Here is an 18,990-nt window from a genome sequence, read left to right as displayed (position 1 = left end):
AGCGCTACCCTGCTTCCCGAGGGAGTGCCAGCAGGTCACGATGCCCCACCCGGATACCCAGTTCACCGCTGGCAACGGCCTGACGACGCTGGATCTGCCAGTCGTCGATCCGCCCGGCGGCATCGGGGGCATGTTCGCGGGCCGCCGCCGCCCAGCCGTCGATCAACGACGCCATCAACGGTTGATGGTCGGGCTCGCCGGCGGCTAGCTGCCAGGGGGTCTCGGCCTCCTCGACACGATAGCCGACCGCACTGAACGCTGCCGCCAGCGCGGCGTGGGCGCGACCGCCCAGGGCATCGCCCAGGCCCTTGTCGCGCTGTTGATGGGCACGAAACAGTTCCAGTACCCAGGCATCCTCTGGATCCTCCACCGGCTGATGCTGACGATCGATAAACCGCCATTCGCCGGTGACGCTGAGCGCCATCAGCAGTCCCTGACGATGCGCCACACAGTGCGCGACCAGCGCGTCGATCCAGGCCTGGGATACCAGATCCAGCAGCGCCGAGGCGGTAACCAGGTGCGCACTGGCCAGGGCAGGCAGATCGAAGCGCGCAAGCGATGCGGCCAGGGTATCGGCCACGATGGTATGCCCCCTGGCGTCACGCAGGGTCATCACCCGGGCACGCGCTTCCTTGAGCAGCGCGGCGTCATGATCAACCAGGGTCCAGGCCTGAGGGCCGGGCAAGCGTGACGCCAGATAGTTGACATTACTGCCGCGTCCGCAGCCCAGGTCTACCAGCCGATAGGCGTCGGCACGCGTCGACAGCCACTCGCCGGCCAGGCTCGCCAGACGCTGGGAGCGCGAAGCGCGGTCCACCGCTTCACGCAGCGAAAGCCACGAGGCTGCAAACTGGCTGCCCGCCGCCAGCGTCGCGGGGCGATCGGTCAGCGCACGGGCAAAGGCTTTTCCGGCCGCGTGCCAGTCGTTGAGGGTTTGCCGAGCCTTGAGGGCGCCTTCGCGCAATGCCGTGCGTAAATCGGCATCAGCGCAGAAGCGCGCCAGGGCCTCCTGAAGCTGGCCCATGTCACCGGGCTCCACGCTCAGTCCGGCACCCTTGGGCAAGGTATCGCGCAGCGCCCCGCCGGTGGTGGTAATCACCGGCAGGCCATGGGCCAGCGCTTCGGTGACCACCATGCCGTAGCCTTCGTACCAGGAAGGCAGCACCAGGGCGTGGGCGCGCTGATAGGCGGTTTCGAGGGTGTCGCTGTCGCACTCGCCGTGCAGGGTGACGCTGTCTTCGAGGTCGTGGTATTCGATCAGATATTGCACGCGGAGCGTGAACGCCGCGTCCCGCGCGCCGCCATAGCAATCGCAGCGCCAGCCACCGGCTTCAAGGCCGGCAAGCGCCTCCACCAGCACGTCCTGGCCCTTGCGCGGCGTCAGGGTGGCCACACATAACAGCCGCAGTGGCTCCCCCGCCTGCGGCGCGGGGCTCACCGGCGCCTTGGCAACGCCGGGTTCGATGACGCTGATCCGGCCGCCGAGCGGAATGGCATAGTCGTCGGCCAGCACTGACAGGCGCCGGGCGGTGAACCGGCTGGTGACAATGATGCGCGGCAGCGCCGCCAGGGCGTGCAGCTCGCTGCGATGAAGCCGCTGCTGGTCGGCTGCACCCAGGCCCAGCTCGTCACCCAGCGGGTGATGCAGCAGTCCCGTGAGGGCAAGACGCTCGCGATGCCCGGCCACCACATCGGGCAAGGCACCCATGGCCAAGCCGTCGATGACCACCGCCGCCCCGTCGGGCTGGGCGGCCAGCGCGTTTTCCAGCGCCTGGCGCGCGGTGGCGTCGGCATCCGGGAAGGCGCCATCCAGTCCGACCACCTCGATGTCCCAGCCCTGCGCGCGCAGCGCGGTGACGATCTGGGCATCGTACAGATAGCCGCCGGTGCGCTGGGCTGGATCACCGGCAACGATCAAGCTGAGACGCTGGTTCATAGCGCGCCTTCAAAGCTTGCCCAGGCCACGTGCGACTCGTGCAGCTTGACCTCCATGTGGGTCAGCCCGCGGGCGGTCGTGCCCATTTCGCCGGCGTTGATGGCGGCGGCAAGCTGGTCGAAGATCACCTTGGCCATGAATTCGGTGGTGGTATTCTTGCCCTCCAGCTCGCTCACTTCGTCCAGGTTTTGGAAGTTGTAGCCCGCCAGCACGGCCTTGAGAGTTTCCCCGGCCAGGCCGATGTCGATCACCAGTCCGTCGCTGTCCAGCTCCGGGCGCTGGAAGATCACGTCCACCACATAGGTGGCACCGTGGGTGCGCTGGGCCGGGCCGAACACCTCACCCTTGAAGCTGTGGGCAATCATAAAGTGGTCACGAACGCATAAACGGTACATAGACACTCCTGTCATTAATGGGATGAAGCGGCATAGCGTAGCCGATGACACAGCGCGGTGCTGCCCGGTGAAAACAGCTCCGGGGCCAGTTCGGGCAGGCTTGCGAAGTCGCTCTCGCCGCTGATCAGTGCGTCCAGACGCTCATCGGCCAGCAGGCTCAGGGCCACGCCGAGCCGTCGCGCGTAGTCCCAGCGTGGACGCAGCCTCGGGGGCAGCTGGCCGACCTGGCTGGCGCGCAGGGTCAGCCGCTGAGAATGAAACGCGCCGCCCAGCGGCAGCGCCACCTCGCCTTCGCCAAACCAGCTCATTTCGATAATACGGCCCTCGTTACCCGCAAGGCCAAGCGCCTGGCGCAGGCCTTCCGGATGACCGCTGGCGTGAATCACACAGTCCTGATCGTCATTTGCCTGCGCAGGCGAGCAGAAAGCAACGCCCAGCTGGTTCGCCAGCGCTTCACGGTCAGGGTTGATATCCACCAGCTGGACTTCGACGCCGGGAATCCGGCTGCATAGGTAGGCCACCAGCGCACCCACCACGCCGGCGCCGATCACGCTGATGCGCTCGCCGATTACTGGCTCGGCATCCCAGACGCCGTTGATGGCGGTTTCCATGTTGGCGGCCAGCACCGCCCGGGCCGCCGGGACGTCCTCGGGGAGCGGCACTACTGCGGTAGCTGGCACCACGAAGAAATCCTGGTGGGGATACAGGCAAAACACGCGGCGGTTGTGCAGGTGGCTTGGCCCCTGCACGACGTCGCCGACGCTGGCATAACCGTATTTGACCGGCGTGGGGAAATCCCCCGCCTGGAAAGGTGCCCGCATGCGGATAAATTCGCTTTCGGGCACGCGGGCATTGAAGACCAGCGACTCGGTGCCGCGGCTTATCCCGCTGTAAAGCGTACGCACCAGCACTTCGCCTTCGCCAGGCGCGGGCACTGTTTCCTGCTTTAGCTCACCGTGGCCGGGTTGGGTCACCCAGAACGCGGTAGCCTGCTCAAAACCACTCATCAGCACTCCTTCCTTGTGCTACCTGCCCCTCTCCTGAGGCCTGCCGCTTTATCAATACGGCATCCGGTCAAAAAACCACCACCGGGCTGGCATCGAATTGTATTCACTGGCATGGCCTTTTTAGCGTAGCGTTAAAGGGGCGATTGTTCGAAGGGACGCCACTAGACAACCCTACCTTCTTCTACAAGAATGGTACATATAAAAATATTTGCATCGAATTATTTTATTGATGCGATGCGTTATTGGCAGGAGCCATCATGCAATCCAGTCGCGACACGCCTTTCTCCTCCCTCGGCAAACGCGGGCTAACCGCTCTGGAACTGGCGCTGGGCGGCGTGGTGTTAAGCCTGCTGGGCGGGCTTTTGCCCGCGCTGCTACCCGGCTCGCTTAACTGGGGGCTCGCCATTCTTTGCTACGCCACCACCAGTGCGGTAGTGATGACTTACTGGCCGTATGGCCCGCTGGGCTGGGCCAACCGGGTAACGCTTGCCCGTGCGGTACTGGTGGCGCTGGTGGCGGGCGCGCTCGCAAACGAGGCGTTTAGCGTGGCCATGTGGACATGGCTGATAGTGGCCGTCGTTTCCTTGATGCTGGACGGCATCGATGGCTGGGTGGCCAGACGCACCTGCAGCTATTCTCCGTTCGGCGCGCGTTTTGACATGGAGCTGGACGCCCTGCTGATTCTTCTGCTCAGCGTGGGCTTGATGCTCAGCGAGTCGCTGGGCGGGTGGGTGCTGCTGATGGGCGGGATGCGCTACCTGTTCATTGCCGCCGGGTGGGGCGTTGCATGGCTATCGGCGCCGCTGTTTGACAGCCTTCGCCGCAAGGCGGTGTGCGTCTGGCAGGTGGTCGCGCTGCTGCTGGCGCTGACGCCGCTGACCGATCACCTGACCGCCAGCCTGCTCGCCCTCAGCGCGCTGATAACGCTTACCTACTCGTTCAGCGTTGATGTGTGGTGGTTGTACAAACAACGGCGCCGTTGAGCCGCCATGGCGCCGCTTTAAACGGCTTATCAGTAGCCGCTAATACTCCAGCCCCTGGCGCTGATGCCATTCGGCGAGGCTTTCATCGGGGTAAGCTTCAAAGCATTTATCCTTTCCCTGGGCGTTGACCTCCACCCAGGGCGCGCGGCTGCCCAGCATCATGTGCGTACGCCAGGGCGGCGTCGGCAGCTCGGTGTCGATGGCCGAGGCAAAGGGGTGCACCAGCTCGGGCCAGTCCGGGTCGTAAAGCCAGAGACACGAGGCGCAATGCTTGCAGAAATGCCGTTCAGCGGTGCTTGGCTCGCCGTCGATAACCGCCCGGTAGACCGACACGTGCTCGTCACCTGTTACGTTAAGGGTCTTGCTCTCTCCACTCAGGTTGATCGCGTAGCCGCCGCCTCCTGCCGTCTTGCGGCAGATAGCGCAGTAGCAGCGATTGAAAGGATAAGGATGGTGTGACCTCACGCTGAACGTGACCGACCGACAATGACATGACCCTTTCAGCAGCATAGTGCCTCCTTGTGCGACGGAAACCGGCATCGGTAACTCTACACATCGCATGGCGTTGGATTAGCGTCCTCCTAATGACTATAGTAAATCGCTGGCACCTGCCGCGTTTTTTATGGGGAAAGCCCCGCCAGAATCAGGACGCACATCGCCAGCATGCACAGCACACCAATGGCGTACCCCACCGTTCGCCAGGGCTGCAGCGCGGCCAAGTAGCAGATAGTGTGCATATAGCGGGCGGCGGTGAAAATCATGAACAGCCAGGCCGCCAGGCCAGGTGCTGCGCCCACCCATACGTAGGCCACGCCCAAGCCCAGAAAGATGGGGATATTTTCAACGTCATTCGACCAGGCCCAGGCTGCGCGCTTCACCTGCGGCAGCTCCTCCTGCGCGGCCTGCTTGCCGACGAAGGCGGCATCTTCCGGGGCCTTGAAAGTCATCTTGCCTATGCGGTGATACCCTTGATACGCCGCAATGGCGAGCATTTTAAAGAACAGCAGCACTGCCGCCATCGCGTACCAATACACGGCGTCATCCATGGTGTCTCCTTGCGTTTAATATCGGGCTTTGCAACTAGACGCTCCCACGGCCAGCATGAAGTACTTCAACCTAACGATGAGAGACATAAGGCGAAGTATGGACCATACACTCGAAATTCAGGAAATCCGCAATCTCACTCATGATGTCAAACAGATACGGCTTGCCAAGCCTGAGGGATACACCTTTACGCCTGGCCAGGCGACCGAGGTCGCCATCAATCGTGAAGGGTGGACCGACGAGAAACGGCCGTTCACGTTCTCTTCGCTAGCTTCTGATCCGTGGCTGGAGTTCGTCATCAAGATCTATCCGGACCACGAGGGCGTTACCCAGCAGATCGGCCAGCTCAAGGAGGGGGACTCGCTGATCGTTGGCGAGCCCTGGGGCACCATCGAATACAAGGACGAAGGTGTGTTCCTGGCAGGCGGTGCGGGCGTAACGCCGTTTATCGCCATTCTGCGCGACCTGCACCGCAAGGGCGAGATCGGCAAAAATCAACTGATCTTCTCCAACAAGTCAGAACGCGACATCATTCTCAAGGAAGAATTCGAGACGATGCTGGGAGACCAGTTCATCAACGTCATCACCGACGAAAAGCCGTCCGGCGACCATATCTTCACCGATGGCGTCATCGACAAGGCCTTCCTGACATCGCATATCAAGGACATGAGCCAGGCTTTCTACGTGTGCGGCCCTGACCCGTTCAACGAGAGCATCATGGCAGCCTTGAAAGAGCTGGGCGCCAACCCGGACGCATTGATCTTTGAAAAGTAAGGTGTTTTGCGCCCTGATATGAGCGCCAGGTTGCCAAGGGCCGCCTGGGGCTCTCGGGCGACTACCGAGCGAGAGCCTCACCAAGCTGCTTCTGAGTCAAGGCATCTCCCATGAACACCGTCATTATCCTGCTGGGGTCTTCTGTCGGTTGAAAGAAACGAACGGTAAACCGCAGTTCCCCTAGCGTCGGGTCAATGAAGCGCTTGGATGCCGGCGAAAGATCCCCCACACGCTGGCGCGGCCACCAAGCGGCAAATGCCTCGCTCGATCGCGTCAGCTCATCCACGAGCTGCCGAAAACGCGGATCCCGCGCCTGCTGACGCCCATAGAAAGTACGGAATGTCGCCAAGCACTGCTTAGCATGCGACTCCCAGTCCACCAGACGCTCTCGAAACCCTTCGTCACGAAAGATCATGCGCATGACGTTTCCACCAGCCTCGTTCCCATGCAACTCGGGTAGCGCTAATTCAGCCGCCGCATTCATTGCCTCGATCTCCCAAGGGCCTGACACACAGTGAGCCGGGTTAGGTAATAACGCCTCTAGTACATCAACCTGCGACGCTCTTTCATCGCTTGGCATTACCGCCTCCATGGGCCGCTGCACACCAGCAAGCGAGAAAAGATGCCCGGTCTCAGCCTCGGAGAGCTGCAGCGCCAAGCTCAGGCATTCCAGAACACGACGAGACACGCCGACACTCCTGCCTTGCTCCAGGCGTGTATACCAGTCGGGACTAATATCGGCGAGCTCTGCCACCTCCTCGCGCCGCAACCCCGCTACTCGGCGACGCGGGCTGACTGCAAACCCCATGGCTTCGGCATCAAGACGCGCACGACACGCCTTCATGAAGTCGCCTAACTCCTTATGATCGATCATGTCCACTCCATCACGTAAAGGTGGCAGTCCTAATCCCAGGATAACGCATCACTGGCTGCCCCCTTCACAGGCAGCATAGAGTCGTTCAGGCATCAAAACGATATAGCCATGGGAGACTCGATATGACGTTATCACCAGCGACGCCCGCCCCAGATTCACTACGCAGTTACGGTGTCACGATACTGCTGATGGTGGCAGCCATTCTGGTGGTCGGACAACTGTATGCCTACCTTCCACTCACCAACCCGATCGCCGAACGACTGGGCCTCTCGGCCAGCGAGGCGGGATTGGCCACGACACTGTTCGCACTTTGTCAGGCCATCGGCTTTCTGGTCTTCGGTTATCTCAACCAGTATTGGAGAAGCCGCACCCTCTTTGCCGCGGGTATCGCGGGCTTGGCAGCGGCCAGCCTGTTAACCGCCCTTGCGCTAACATTGGGTTTCGGCTGGGGATTCATGGCTGGTCGCGCTTTGCAAGGGATGACGGCGGCCGCCTTCCCGCCATTCGCTATCACGATGCTCATCGAGGCAACCAGTGAACGTCACCGGCCAACGGCTATCGGCCTGCTTAGCGCTGCCCTGTTGATGTCGGCTCCGCTCGGTCAGCTCATGGCCAGCATGACGGCAGACACCTGGTCGGTTGCGGTAGTTTTTCTCGGCGTCAGCGTCCTATTGGTTCCGATCGCCCTTTGTCTATGGCAGCTACCTTTCGGCACAGCCAAAACACCTCAGTCGACGCCGGAGAGTTCGAGCATCAAGCGCTTGCTACACTGGCGAGCCCTTGGGCGTTTTTATGTGGCCGTTTTCGTACTGCTGATGGGCGTGGTCTTCTACTATGCCGTGATCTCATCGGGCGAGTCAGTGACGAACCTTCAATGGTTCCGACTGCTAGGCTCCCCCGCCGTGTTGATGACGCTGGTATCCGGCGCTCTGCTATCCCGTGTGGCGACTAACTTCGTGCAGACCGCAGGTCTGATCCTGGCAGCCAGCGGTGCCCTATTATCCGGATTCGTCGCACAAGGCAGCGGTTTGTATATAGGCCACTGGCTGACCCTCGGGGGTATCGCACTTGCCACGCCCGCCTTTCTGCACTTTCTCGGCGAACAACCTATGGTCTATAGGCAGCGAGCCATCACGCTCTACACTTTTATCCTCTTCTGTGGTGCCAGCCTCGGTGCTCCTCTCGCTCAGGCCAGCATCACTTGGGGAAAAAGTACTGCCCTGTCATGTATGGCGGGCATCTATGTTATCGCAGCGCTGCTGTTGGCATCTTACCGACACTGGCCAGCCAACTTCGAGCCCAACAAAAGCATCGATAATCAGGCAACATAATGATGCTATGACGCCCATGCCGGGACTAGAAACTTGTGATCCAGCGGTGTCCTAGTGTTTTTTCCAAGTTCATCGATTTTGAGCCCCCCTCGTAATCTTCAAGCGATCACCTGCCTTGTGATGATATAGATCAAGGGCTAGGTTGGGTGCAGGAGCCTGCCGCCTTGCCTTCGCGTATCACATGAAAGTGCATATAAGACGATCCACCCTCACAGTGGCAACATCGTCAATGGCTAAGGAAATGAATGATGACCCACAACACGAATCAAAAGCCCAAGCGCTGGCTCGATAGCGCCGCCCACCGCCACTGGCTGACCCGCGAAGGGCTGGCGTTGTTCGACTTCCATCGCCAGGCGCGCCTGGCCTCCGGCGGTTTCGCAGCACTCGATGGTGACGGGTGCATTCCCCACGGCGCCAGCGCCGACACCATGCTCACCGGGCGTATGGCCCACAGTTGTGCGTTAGCAGCGCTACAGGGCGTGCCGGGCGCTGCCGCTCTGTCCGAACATGCGATTCGTGCGTTGGCAGGTAAACTCCACGACGAGCAATACGGCGGCTGGTTCGGCGTCGATCCCGCCATGAGTCACGATCACAGCAAGCAGTGCTACATCCATCAGTTCGTTACCCTCGGCGCCGCCACCGCAACCCATGCCGAGATTCCCGGCGCGGCGGCGCTGCTCGAAGAGGCCGTTGGGGTGATCAACACGCGCTTCTGGTCGGAGGATGAGCAAGCTTTCGTCGAGAGTTTCAGCCAGGACTGGAGCGAGCTGAGCGACTACCGCGGCGGTAACAGCAACATGCACGGCGTAGAGCTGTGCTTGGCGCTGGCCGACGTGCGCGACGAACAGCTGTGGCTTGATCGGGCGCTAGCCATCGTCGAACGGCTGATTCACCGCCACGCGGCTCTCCGGGATTACCGCATCCTCGAGCATTTTCATGGCGACTGGTCGGAATGGCCAGAGCACAATGCCGACCGCCCCGACGATGGTTTCTACCCCTATGGCGCTACACCAGGGCACGGCTTCGAGTGGTCGCGGCTGATGCTGCACTTGGAAGCGTCGCTGGAATCCCGCGGCTGCACGGCTCCTTCATGGCTTTTCACCGACGCAGCAGCCCTGTTCGACGCTAGCCTGCGCGACGGCTGGCGCACCGACGGCGCACCGGGGCTGGTGTATACCGTGGACTGGGAGGGTCGCCCAAACTCACTGCGACGCCGCCACTGGACTCACGCTGAGGCGCTGGCCGCCGCAGCTGCGTTCCTGCGGTGCACCGACGAGGCTCACTACGAACGCTGGTATCAGCAACTTTGGGATGTCATCGACACCATTTTTATCGATCGCAAACGCGGCGGCTGGTACCAGGAGCTCGACAGTAAGTTGCAGATCGACGCTGCCGAAGGCGACGTCAAGCCCGATCTTTATCACGCCTATCAGGCGACGCTACTGCCACGGCTGCCCTTGGCGCCCAACTTGGCGTTGACCGTCCAGCGGTTATAAATAGCTCCACGCTCAACCGGGGTGGCCGCCCCCTCGGGTTGGATGCCAGGGCAGTCGTCGCCGGGCCTGGCATGGGCCCGGCTTTTTCAGTTTATTCCCGTCATACCGGTGGTGGATTACGCTCAGCAAACTGGCCGTTCCAATACCGGTGTTAGTTTTCAATATAACGCGGAAAGCCCTCTCAGTTTATGTCGCACAGCTGGCGGTAAAACGACAACGTTATTAACCCGGTGGTGACTGAGGATGGGGTGATCCCGCCTCTGCAGCAACCATGATGATAGATGGCCACCTTTGTTGATTCCGCTAAACCTTGCTAGCTTTTACTAGGTCTGTGTCTAATCAACCGGAGCCAATATGGATTTTTTCAGCCTGTGGCATCAGGCTGCACTTATCAGTACTGGTTATTTCTGGATGGCCCTTTGGGCATTCGTACTGGGTTATATCATCAGCAGCCTGATACAAGTGCTGATAACGAAGGAACGTATGCAGAAAGCCATGGGCAAAACCGGCCCGCGCAGCATGGCGCTGGGCACCTTCTTCGGTTTTATCTCCAGTTCTTGCAGCTTTGCCGCGCTGGCCACCACACGTAGCCTGTTCCAAAAGGGGGCTGGCTTAGCGCCCTCGGTTGCGTTTCTGCTCGCCTCCACCAACTTGGTGATTGAGCTGGGTATCGTCATCTCGATTTTCCTGGCGTGGCAGTTCGTCGTGGCTGAGTATATCGGCGGTATCCTGCTGATCCTTTTTGCCTGGCTTTTCATTCGCATCACCAATCCCAAAAAGCTGATTAAACAAGCCAGGGAGCGGCTGCATAATGGAGATGAAGAACATCAGCATGGCGACCAGCAGGCGAGCTGGCAGTCAAAACTGACCAGCCGTGAGGGCTGGCAACAGATCGGCATGACCTATGTCATGGAATGGCAGATGGTATGGAAGGATGTCTTAATCGGCTTTACCGTGGCGGGCGTGATTGCCGCCTTCGTGCCTGAAAGCTTCTTCCATGGGCTTTTTCCTGGCGCTGGTCAGACAGAAGGTGATCTGGGCTTTTTATCCCTGCTCGCTCAAACGTTGATCGGCCCTTTTGCGGCCTTTTTCACCTTTATCGGTTCCATGGGGAATATTCCCTTGGCGGCAGTGCTTTTCGGTAACGGCGTCAGCTTTGCGGGCGTCATGGCCTTTATTTTTTCGGATTTGGTGGTACTGCCGGTTCTGAGGATCAATGCGCAATATTATGGCTGGAAGATGTCGCTGTATATTCTAGCGTTACTGCTTTGTGGGCTGGTGTTTGTTTCCCTGATCATGCATTACGGCTTCGCGGCGTTCGGCCTGCTGCCGGATGCCACTACCGTACAAACGGCAACGGAACGTGACCATTTCAAGGTGAATTACGGTTTCATTCTCAACCTGATATTCCTGGCCATATCCGCGGTGCTGGTGTTTTTCTGGTACCGGGCCAAACACGCTGATTCGGGCCATGGACATGAGCATGGCCATGAGCATCATCATGACCATGGCGGCGCAGGGGCAGGCACCTGGGTTCTACGTAGCCTTGTCGTTATTGCGATGCTATGGCTGACCGGCGGCCTCCTTGTGGCGCCACTGATGGCATGAGCGACTATTTTTGACTGACAATTGCTTTGACTGACTTACGTACTGGGCTCGGTCGGTATCAGCGGCTCATTTATATTGCCTCGATGGTGGTCGATTCAGCTTGATGAGCACGCGTAGGAACAGCTTCACAACCGGGAGGAGATATGCAAACGATCGAACTAGGCGGCGTAAGCGTACCCCGTATCGGCCAGGGCACCTGGCATATGGGCGAAGATGCAGGGCAGCGGCAGGCGGAGGTCAGGGCACTGCGGGAAGGTCTCGATCTGGGCATGACCCTGATCGATACCGCCGAGATGTATGCGGAAGGCGGTGCTGAAGAAATCGTTGGAGAAGCCATCCGTAACCGGCGCGATGAGGTGTATCTGGTCAGCAAGGTTTACCCGCACAACGCCAACATCCAGGGGGTTCAAGCCGCCTGCGAGCGCAGCCTGCGCCGATTGGGCACTGACACTATCGATCTCTACCTGCTGCACTGGCGTGGCCAGTACCCGCTGAGCGAAACAGTGGCAGCGTTTGAGCGGCTGCGCGAGCAGGGCAAGATCCTGCGCTGGGGCGTGTCCAACTTCGACACTGACGACTTGGCAGAGCTCGACGCGCCCGCTTGCGCTACCAATCAGGTGCTCTACAACCCCGACGCACGCGGCATTGAAGTCGACCTGCTGCCCTGGCAAGTACAGCAAAACATGCCACTCATGGCCTACTGCCCCATCGGCCAGGGCGGCGCGCTACTGCATGACGCCACCCTGCAACGCATCGCCGACAAGCACAGCGCCACCCCCGCGCAAGTCGCCCTCGCCTGGTCACTGCGCCATCCCGGGGTGATCGCTATTCCCAAAGCCGTTAACCAGGATCACCTCAAACAGAACGCCAAGGCAGATACCGTCAGACTCGACGACGATGACCTGGCTCAGATTGACGCTGCCTTTCCTCCGCCAACGCGCAAGCAGTCCTTGCAGATGGTGTAAGGCCAGGCCGTCAACGGCCCTGCACTGGAGCGATGCCATGTCACTGCCCGCCCCACCCAATGCCTGGATCCGCTTCCTCGCCCATTTGTTATTTATCCTCGCGGCGTGGACGCTGTTCATCAAATACCTGTTCCCCGTTGGCTATGCGCTGGCATACGGCGAGCCCTGGGCGCGGTATATCTACTGGGATCTATGGCCACTGGCGCACGTTTGGCTAGGCTGGGCGCTGCTCAAACAGCCCCGCTATACGCGTGCATTGGCGGTGGGCATGTCCGTCATTGAAATCCTCATCATCTGTACCCTGTTCGTGCGCTTTCTCAATGACCCCGAGTGGTCGATCTGGCGCACCAACTGGTTTGTGAACAAGGTATTTGTGCTGACCTGCTTTGTGCTGGTGTTGGCGGCCACGCTGCCGACCCCCAAAAAATGGAAGGAGCGAGCGCTATGAGCTATCTCATCAAGCATCGCATCACGCGCCGAGAAAGCCTTACGCTTATCGGCGCCACGCTGGCCGCGACGATGTTGCCAAGCGTGCCGCTGCTTGCCAACACGGGTGGGATGCGTCAGAAGGCGTTTGCAGGTACTGATAAAACGCTGCCCGTGATCGGCATGGGCACCTGGCGCACCTTCAACGTTGGCAGTGATCCGACGTTGCTCGATGCGCGCACCGAGGTGGTTAAGGCCTTTTTCGAGCATGGCGGCGGCCTGATCGACTCTTCGCCCATGTACGGCTCGGCGCCGGATGTGATGGGCTATGCCCTGCAACAACTTGGCACGCCCGAGAGCCTGTTTGCCGCCGAGAAAGTCTGGAGCCCTGCCGGTGGCTCCGCCCGCGAGCAGGTGGCGGAGCTTAAAGACCGCTGGACGGTGAATCACTTCGATCTGGTGCAGGTACACAACCTGACCGACTGGCGCGAGCACCTTGCCGCGCTGCAGGAGATGAAAGCCGAAGGCGTTATCGGCTATGTCGGCATTACCACCTCCCACGGCCGCCGCCACGACGAGGTCGAGCAGATCATGTCGTCAGAGGATATCGACTTTGTTCAGCTCACCTACAACATCACCCACCGCGAGGCCGAAAACCGACTACTGCCCCTGGCGGAAGAACGCGGCATCGGCGTGATCGCCAACCGGCCGTACGATGGCGGCAGCCTGATCAAGGACCTCAAGCGTCGTGACGTGGCATTGCCCGGATGGGCCACCGAGGAATGCGGCTGCAACACCTGGGCGGACTTCCTGCTGAAATTCATCGTCAGCAACCCGGCGATCACCTGCGCAATACCCGCCACCACCCAGGTCGAACATATGCGCGAGAACATGCGCGCCGGCCACTCTCCTATGCCCTCGGCCGATGCCCGGCAGCGGATGGCTGACTATATCGAGTCGCTATGAACGCGTGGACAAGCTACCGGCTACAGGACTTTATTCCCTTCACGGCGGAGGTGTACTTCCGCCTGCTGGAGCGCATGGGCGAAACCTTCTGGCCGCTGCACCTGCTGACCCTCGCCCTGGGCGCCGCCACCCTGGTGCTGGCGCTGCAACATCGCCTGCGACTCGCCTGCCTGCTACCCGCCCCACTCTGGGCCTTTGTCGCCGTGGCGTTTTTCTTTCAGCGCTATGCAGCGCTCAACTGGGCGGGGGGCTATGTGGGCAACGCCTTCATCGCCCAGGCCGTGTTGCTGGCAATGTTGGCGCTAACAGGATGGGGTATAGACAAAGCCTCGAGCCGCATAAGCCCGCCAGTCGTTATGGGCATCGCCATCACCCTCTTCGGCCTGATCATCATGCCGCTGACGGCACCGCTGAGCGGCGGTTCCTGGTACCAGGCGGAAGTGTTCGGCATCCACGCCGACCCCACGGCAGTGACCACGCTGGGCCTGGTGCTCATCATGCTCCGGGGTGTCGCCCTCTGGATCGCCGCCATCATCCCAACGCTCTGGCTGGTCGTTTCAGGTCTGACCCTCCAGGTGCTGGATTCGACGGGCGCCGTCGTGCTGTTCGCCGTTTTGGCGATTGCGCTGGTTGGGCTGGTCTGGAAAAGTATCTGGGGGAAACGATAATCTCGCCGCAACTTTGCCGTTGGCGCATAGGCACTGCACAGCGCACTAGGCTAGCGGGTTTGTCCGATATTTAAGCGGCATTTAGTGCTAAGGCTTTTTTAAGAGAACAGCCTGGGTCTTATCCTTACTGTAGCCCAGAGACTCATAGAAGAGGTGGGACTGTTTCCGAAGTGCATTGGCGCGCACTCGGATAACACTGACCTCACCAGACAGCCATTTTTCCGCTTCGAGAACCAGGCCCTTGCCAAGGCCCTGGCCTCTGGCGTCTTCGCTGACCACCAGGCTAACGATCTCGCCCTTGACGCCCTCCGCCAGGCGCACATCGATAATCGCAGACACACAGCCGAGAACGTTGCCAGCCACTTGCGCAACAAACACCTCCCCGCCCTGCTCGCGTACCAACCTTATATTGCTGGATAGCGTTTCTTCAGAGTGATCATAGCCAAGCTGATCCATCAGCAGAACCAATGCTTGGGCGTCTTGGTGGGTATACTTTCTATAAATTGTCTTCATGTATCTTTAGTGCCAAGGTAATTGTCGCCGCGCTTAGCCGAGTCTCCGGCTATATTTTGCCAGAAGATAACCGCACATACGCTGGCACCCTTTCCTTGAGCAAGGTGATGAGTTCCGGCTGCATGAACTCATAGTGATCGGGAATATCCAGGCAGACCAACGGCTTCTCTTTCAACACGTCTTTATACGTCCTGGCGACTTCATCCTGGTGGTGCTTTTCCATCACCAGGATGATATTGGCCCACTCAATCAAGTCTCGGGACACAGGCGTTTGGGCATGTACCCCTGTGCCAGCGCCGATTGCCTGGATACCGGGATAAGCTGAAAATACACTTTCCGCCGTTGGACTGCGTAGCCTGTTTTCGCTGCAGATGAATAGAAGGTTCATAAGCGCTCCCTCGTTTACTGTATGTGCCAACGACAATTTGCCAGATACGTTGGCATTCATAACAGCACGATCAGTAAAAGTTGCATCGTAATGCGGCCGATAATGGTTATGAACCTGAGCTAGCTCAGCGCTTTAACGCGCTGGCAGCGTACCGCCTGGAAGTATAGGAGGGTTGCGTGAGATAAAACGACAGCGCCGGGGCAAGCCCCGGCGCTGATATCGTACATGGCAAAACAGATTGACGGTTAGAAACGGAAACCGGCTGACGCGGTAAAGGTGTCGACCTTGTAGTCGCTGTCAAAGTCGTAGCGCTCGTATTCGGCACGCACCAGGAAGGGATCGAAGTTGAACTGCGCGCCGACACCGTAGACCGGATCGGTACCGTCCTGATCTTCAAGATCAACGCTAGCACCGCCAAGGTTACCGTCGACGTCGGTTTCCCACTTGGCCACACCGGCCTTGGCGAAGGCGGTAAACCAGGAAGTGACGGGCAATTGACCGACCAGACTCGCCCCGTAGGCGTTGGATTCCAAATCGGTATTGGCGCCGCTGTTACCCTCTAGGCGCGTACGACCCAGATCGGCATAGAAGATTTCGGTGGCGAAGTAGGGATTGATTTCGTAGCCGACGAAACCCTTGAAGACGTTGTCTTCGTCATCATCCAGATCAAAGTCTTCGGCGCCATTGGAGATGAAATTATCGACATCGTCGTCGTCGTTTTCCAACGAGCTGAAACCGGTACCGATGCCCAGATAGAGCCCATCAGCATTCGGTGCGGCAAATGCCGACGGTGCCGCGGCGAGCAGAGCGGTAGAGGCAAACGAGGCGGTAAGTAGGGTTCTGAGTTTCACGGGTATTCTCCTTGTGACGACTTGCTATGAAAGATTCTATGAATCGTCATGGTGTGGAAAGGCGATCCTGCCTTGGTCCACGATCCACATAATGTGACAGTCGTTTGATTCACACGTATCTAACATAGAAAAAACACTGTTCGATAACAAAGAAGATTCGGTTACGACAGGTAAGTTTTTGTTGGAAAAACCGCCTCTACCGGGAAGATAGAGGCGGTTCAGTCATCGACTCGGCGCGGAAACGGTTCGTCAATATGGCGAGCCTTGCCGGTTATGGGTCACGGCGAATCAACCAAGAGAAACGAATGGTATACAACGTCACGGATGACGTTTTGCACATTGCCCGCCTCAGGTATTACTACTGGCTTAACGTAGCATTTGTCTGAGCCTCAGCACTTCTGATTCTCTAGCGCCTTGTACAGATTTACCACTGATTACTCGCAAGCACTCGTTTGCCGTGCCCCGAAGGTAGCCTGGCTCTCGGTGTACCCATCGCCTGCGCTGGATGAAAGCTGGTCAATCAGGCCGTTGCAAGAGAAACCCATCAAATTGAGATACTGCTTAGCAGACCTCACTGCTTGCTTATTCCAGTCAACGTCAAGACTATCCACGGCTACGGTAGCGTCGGCAACCTCATAACCATCGCCAACGTCAGATGAGAGCTGCTGAATAAGCCCGCTACGGGAGAAGCCCTGCATGCTGAGATACAGATTCGCCGACCTTACGGCATTGTTCTGAGGCCCCGTAAGGCTTTCTGCCCATGTCGGCATGGCGACGAACAACGCCAGAATCATCGCTAATTTCAAGATTTTCATTGTCATTTCTCCATGGTAAATCCGCGCAGTCCATATCTTGAGTTTACTCACGACGCGCCAGCAAGAGCCCAACGCCAGCACTTCCAAGCAATCCGGCACAAAGTCTATTGAACAGGCGGCGCATCGAGGGGCGAGAGAACCAATGACGCAGCGCTTTGCCAAAAAAGGCATACCCGGCTATTGCGACCCAATCAAGCGTCAAAAAAAGCCCACCTAACATCAAGAACTGGAGTCCTACAGAGCCTGCAGGATCGACAAACTGAGGCAGGAAAGCTGTAAAAATCAAAATTGCCTTGGGGTTTCCAGCCGCCAGGAAAAACTCTTGCCTCGCCAGCTGAAACAGGCTTTTGCCACCCTGGGCTTCGTCCCCAGCGTCAGTTGGGTCTGCCGTCCAAAGCTGAAAGGCCAGCCAAATTAGGTAGAGCCCTCCAACTATCTTTATTACAAAAAATAATTTTTCGGACGTATACAGCACTGTTGCCAGCCCTGTCGCGGCAAGCGTGATCATGCCCACAAATGCGACCAGCCGACCAATGCCTGCATAACAGGCAGCCTTGATGCCATAGCGCTTGGCGTTCGCCATCGAAAGAAGGTTATTGGGGCCAGGCGCCATGTTCAAAGCAAAACATGCGGGTATGAATAACAGGATGGTCATCAAGGTCACAACGGATTCTCCTTTAACGCCTGAGTATACCCTGAACATATACTTCCATGATCAATTGGGCACAAGCCAATGGCTTTGACGTAGCGAAGCGGAGACGAAGGCATCCGAGTGACGCGCCTGGTTAGCTTTTCCCAAGCATGTACGCACGAAGCTGCCGCTCCTCTCGCATGACATAGAGGACGAGAACTCGCTTTCCATCCTCACGATAAAAAATGCGACACGGTGGAATCACTACTTCCCTGTATACCGAATTAGTCAGCTCCGGGGGAATCCGCCCGTATTGGGGAAAATCTTCCAGACGCTCGATTTTATCGAAAACTTCCGCGACCAAATGGCTTGCGGCAGCAGGATTATCCAGAGCAATGTACTCAGCAATGGCATCCAGTTCCTGGAGGGCGGGCTCCGTCCAAGTTACCTCAGCCATTTACTCATTTTCTCCCTGGCCTCACTTTGGCTGTACGTTCTTCCCTCAAGTACAGCACGCTCTCCCCGTGAGAGCCCCTCAAGCAGCTCAAGTCGGCGCTGCATGAACTCGTAATCCTGCACATCGACAAGGTATGCGGATGGCTGACCATGCTCCGTGATCAGTATCGGCTCTTTAGACAAGTGCAGATCTGCCAGAATCTTTGTGGCTTGGCGCTTGAGGTTCGTAACAAGCTCAACTTTCATGGCCTCACCCTGAATTAGACTAATAGTGACACTATAGTATCACTTTTCAGGTGAGGCAATCACAGCTAACGCTTTGCTCACCGGAAAATTGGGAGCGTAGCGAGTAATTTTTCCGCGTGCAGCAGCTTGTTAAGCGGATTCTTCATCTTTAGCAAAAGACAACATATAGCTAATCGGTTTCGATAATACTTTATGTAATTTGATAGCCTTAGATGAAAAAGCATCTAACTTATCTAACAGCTTAGCCAGCCTATCTAATATTTCAGGTGACTTCTCTGCTAACGGCTTTAGTTGCTCTTTATTTACCATTACAGAACCTAGAGTTGCTTGTAATGCTTCTTTTACACCTTTAGCACCTTTGATTCGATAATTTGCTAGCGCATGTCGAATTCTTTCGATTTCTTCCAGTAGCAATAATCTAGATACATCATCTATATTGGAGTTCTTAAGCTCTTCGAATAGAAACTCAACCATCTCAGATATTTCTAAAATTTCCTCTTCTGACACCTTTTCTTCTTCATAAAACCGCTCGGCCGCAAATTCTGAGTGCAACACCTGACCAAACCGGTAGGGTGTTGTATCCATGTCATATTCTGAACTCTGCACTGAAGAACGTG

The 18,990-nt window shown here is 58.2% G+C and carries 23 protein-coding genes and 1 pseudogene; 10 read left to right on the top strand and 14 right to left on the bottom strand.

Going from position 1 to position 18,990, the window contains the following annotated elements:
• Nucleotides 1-4 precede the first annotated feature (4 nt).
• From QC815_RS16450 to QC815_RS16440, 3 genes are read right to left on the bottom strand one after another with little or no spacing between them, the layout of a single operon-like run.
• The gene (locus QC815_RS16450) at nt 5-1,936 is read right to left on the bottom strand and encodes a glycosyltransferase (protein WP_310541064.1); all 1,932 of its coding nucleotides are present in this window, start codon (nt 1,934-1,936) and stop codon (nt 5-7) included.
• Nucleotides 1,933-2,331 carry a 6-pyruvoyl trahydropterin synthase family protein gene (locus QC815_RS16445; protein ID WP_230446277.1) on the bottom strand — a complete coding sequence of 133 codons (399 nt, stop codon included), beginning with the start codon at nt 2,329-2,331 and terminating at the stop codon, nt 1,933-1,935. The genes QC815_RS16450 and QC815_RS16445 overlap by 4 nt, the downstream gene beginning before the upstream one ends.
• Nucleotides 2,332-2,345: 14 nt before the next feature.
• On the bottom strand, nt 2,346-3,338 hold the full coding sequence (locus QC815_RS16440; RefSeq protein ID WP_230446276.1) for a zinc-dependent alcohol dehydrogenase: 993 nt from the start codon (nt 3,336-3,338) through the stop codon (nt 2,346-2,348).
• 257 nt (nt 3,339-3,595) lie between these two features.
• Between QC815_RS16440 and QC815_RS16435 the strand changes: the two genes are divergently transcribed.
• Nucleotides 3,596-4,321, top strand: a complete 726-nt coding sequence (locus QC815_RS16435) for a CDP-alcohol phosphatidyltransferase family protein (RefSeq protein ID WP_310541062.1) — start codon at nt 3,596-3,598, stop codon at nt 4,319-4,321.
• A gap of 39 nt (nt 4,322-4,360) precedes the next feature.
• Here QC815_RS16435 and QC815_RS16430 read toward each other — a convergent pair whose 3' ends face one another.
• Nucleotides 4,361-4,831 carry a GFA family protein gene (locus QC815_RS16430; RefSeq protein ID WP_310541060.1) on the bottom strand — a complete coding sequence of 157 codons (471 nt, stop codon included), beginning with the start codon at nt 4,829-4,831 and terminating at the stop codon, nt 4,361-4,363.
• Between the two features lie 110 nt (nt 4,832-4,941).
• Entirely contained in the window at nt 4,942-5,367 is a 426-nt protein-coding gene (locus tag QC815_RS16425) for an MAPEG family protein (RefSeq protein WP_230446273.1), read from the bottom strand.
• 97 nt (nt 5,368-5,464) lie between these two features.
• On the opposite strand from QC815_RS16425, the gene QC815_RS16420 reads away from it, so the two are divergent.
• Nucleotides 5,465-6,139 (top strand): FAD-binding oxidoreductase, encoded by a 675-nt coding sequence (locus tag QC815_RS16420; protein ID WP_310541059.1) that lies wholly within the window; start codon nt 5,465-5,467, stop codon nt 6,137-6,139.
• Nucleotides 6,140-6,200: 61 nt separating this feature from the next.
• Here the strand turns inward: QC815_RS16420 and QC815_RS16415 are convergent, their stop codons facing one another.
• Nucleotides 6,201-7,013 (bottom strand): helix-turn-helix transcriptional regulator, encoded by an 813-nt coding sequence (locus tag QC815_RS16415; protein ID WP_310541057.1) that lies wholly within the window; start codon nt 7,011-7,013, stop codon nt 6,201-6,203.
• Nucleotides 7,014-7,135: 122 nt separating this feature from the next.
• On the opposite strand from QC815_RS16415, the gene QC815_RS16410 reads away from it, so the two are divergent.
• The 7 genes from QC815_RS16410 to QC815_RS16380 all read left to right on the top strand — a co-directional run bounded on the left by QC815_RS16410 (nt 7,136) and on the right by QC815_RS16380 (nt 14,473).
• A complete protein-coding gene (locus QC815_RS16410) occupies nt 7,136-8,344 on the top strand; it encodes an MFS transporter (RefSeq protein ID WP_310541055.1) in 1,209 nt (402 codons plus the stop codon).
• Between the two features lie 248 nt (nt 8,345-8,592).
• The gene (locus tag QC815_RS16405; protein WP_230446269.1) at nt 8,593-9,840 is read left to right on the top strand and encodes an AGE family epimerase/isomerase; all 1,248 of its coding nucleotides are present in this window, start codon (nt 8,593-8,595) and stop codon (nt 9,838-9,840) included.
• 354 nt (nt 9,841-10,194) lie between these two features.
• Nucleotides 10,195-11,448, top strand: coding sequence for a permease (locus QC815_RS16400; RefSeq protein ID WP_310541054.1), 1,254 nt, complete (start codon nt 10,195-10,197; stop codon nt 11,446-11,448).
• A 143-nt stretch (nt 11,449-11,591) separates the two neighbouring features.
• Entirely contained in the window at nt 11,592-12,413 is an 822-nt protein-coding gene (locus QC815_RS16395) for an aldo/keto reductase (protein ID WP_310541052.1), read from the top strand.
• A 37-nt stretch (nt 12,414-12,450) separates the two neighbouring features.
• Nucleotides 12,451-12,861, top strand: coding sequence for a hypothetical protein (locus tag QC815_RS16390; RefSeq protein ID WP_310541050.1), 411 nt, complete (start codon nt 12,451-12,453; stop codon nt 12,859-12,861).
• Nucleotides 12,858-13,805, top strand: a complete 948-nt coding sequence (locus QC815_RS16385; protein ID WP_310541049.1) for an aldo/keto reductase — start codon at nt 12,858-12,860, stop codon at nt 13,803-13,805. Before QC815_RS16390 ends, QC815_RS16385 begins: the two co-directional genes overlap by 4 nt.
• Nucleotides 13,802-14,473: an MFS transporter permease gene (locus QC815_RS16380; protein WP_310541047.1), complete on the top strand. Its 672-nt coding sequence runs from the start codon at nt 13,802-13,804 to the stop codon at nt 14,471-14,473. Before QC815_RS16385 ends, QC815_RS16380 begins: the two co-directional genes overlap by 4 nt.
• A gap of 87 nt (nt 14,474-14,560) precedes the next feature.
• Here the strand turns inward: QC815_RS16380 and QC815_RS16375 are convergent, their stop codons facing one another.
• The 3 genes from QC815_RS16375 to QC815_RS16365 form a co-directional block, all read right to left on the bottom strand.
• Nucleotides 14,561-14,986: a GNAT family N-acetyltransferase gene (locus tag QC815_RS16375; RefSeq protein WP_310541045.1), complete on the bottom strand. Its 426-nt coding sequence runs from the start codon at nt 14,984-14,986 to the stop codon at nt 14,561-14,563.
• Nucleotides 14,987-15,035: 49 nt separating this feature from the next.
• Nucleotides 15,036-15,374 carry a low molecular weight protein tyrosine phosphatase family protein gene (locus QC815_RS16370; protein ID WP_310541043.1) on the bottom strand — a complete coding sequence of 113 codons (339 nt, stop codon included), beginning with the start codon at nt 15,372-15,374 and terminating at the stop codon, nt 15,036-15,038.
• Between the two features lie 245 nt (nt 15,375-15,619).
• Nucleotides 15,620-16,225 (bottom strand): porin family protein, encoded by a 606-nt coding sequence (locus QC815_RS16365; protein ID WP_310541041.1) that lies wholly within the window; start codon nt 16,223-16,225, stop codon nt 15,620-15,622.
• A 254-nt stretch (nt 16,226-16,479) separates the two neighbouring features.
• Between QC815_RS16365 and QC815_RS16360 the strand changes: the two genes are divergently transcribed.
• On the top strand, nt 16,480-16,611 hold the full coding sequence (locus QC815_RS16360) for a type II toxin-antitoxin system YoeB family toxin (protein WP_310541039.1): 132 nt from the start codon (nt 16,480-16,482) through the stop codon (nt 16,609-16,611).
• Nucleotides 16,612-16,659: 48 nt separating this feature from the next.
• Here QC815_RS16360 and QC815_RS16355 read toward each other — a convergent pair whose 3' ends face one another.
• From QC815_RS16355 to QC815_RS16335, 5 genes and pseudogenes are all read right to left on the bottom strand, one after another.
• Nucleotides 16,660-17,040 carry an Ltp family lipoprotein gene (locus QC815_RS16355; RefSeq protein ID WP_310541037.1) on the bottom strand — a complete coding sequence of 127 codons (381 nt, stop codon included), beginning with the start codon at nt 17,038-17,040 and terminating at the stop codon, nt 16,660-16,662.
• Between the two features lie 43 nt (nt 17,041-17,083).
• On the bottom strand, nt 17,084-17,704 hold the full coding sequence (locus QC815_RS16350) for a LysE family translocator (RefSeq protein ID WP_310541035.1): 621 nt from the start codon (nt 17,702-17,704) through the stop codon (nt 17,084-17,086).
• 121 nt (nt 17,705-17,825) lie between these two features.
• A complete protein-coding gene (locus tag QC815_RS16345; RefSeq protein ID WP_310541033.1) occupies nt 17,826-18,128 on the bottom strand; it encodes a type II toxin-antitoxin system RelE/ParE family toxin in 303 nt (100 codons plus the stop codon).
• Nucleotides 18,116-18,373 (bottom strand): type II toxin-antitoxin system Phd/YefM family antitoxin, encoded by a 258-nt coding sequence (locus tag QC815_RS16340; protein ID WP_230446257.1) that lies wholly within the window; start codon nt 18,371-18,373, stop codon nt 18,116-18,118. Before QC815_RS16340 ends, QC815_RS16345 begins: the two co-directional genes overlap by 13 nt.
• A 129-nt stretch (nt 18,374-18,502) precedes the next feature.
• A pseudogene (locus QC815_RS16335) lies at nt 18,503-18,990 on the bottom strand (hypothetical protein); the annotation flags it as partial.

It is taken from the genome of Vreelandella gomseomensis (assembly GCF_031451645.1).
GTDB classification, from domain to species: domain Bacteria; phylum Pseudomonadota; class Gammaproteobacteria; order Pseudomonadales; family Halomonadaceae; genus Vreelandella; species Vreelandella gomseomensis.
The sequence above is the reverse complement of the archived record's forward strand: the minus strand, read 5'-3'. Positions and strand labels throughout refer to the sequence as shown.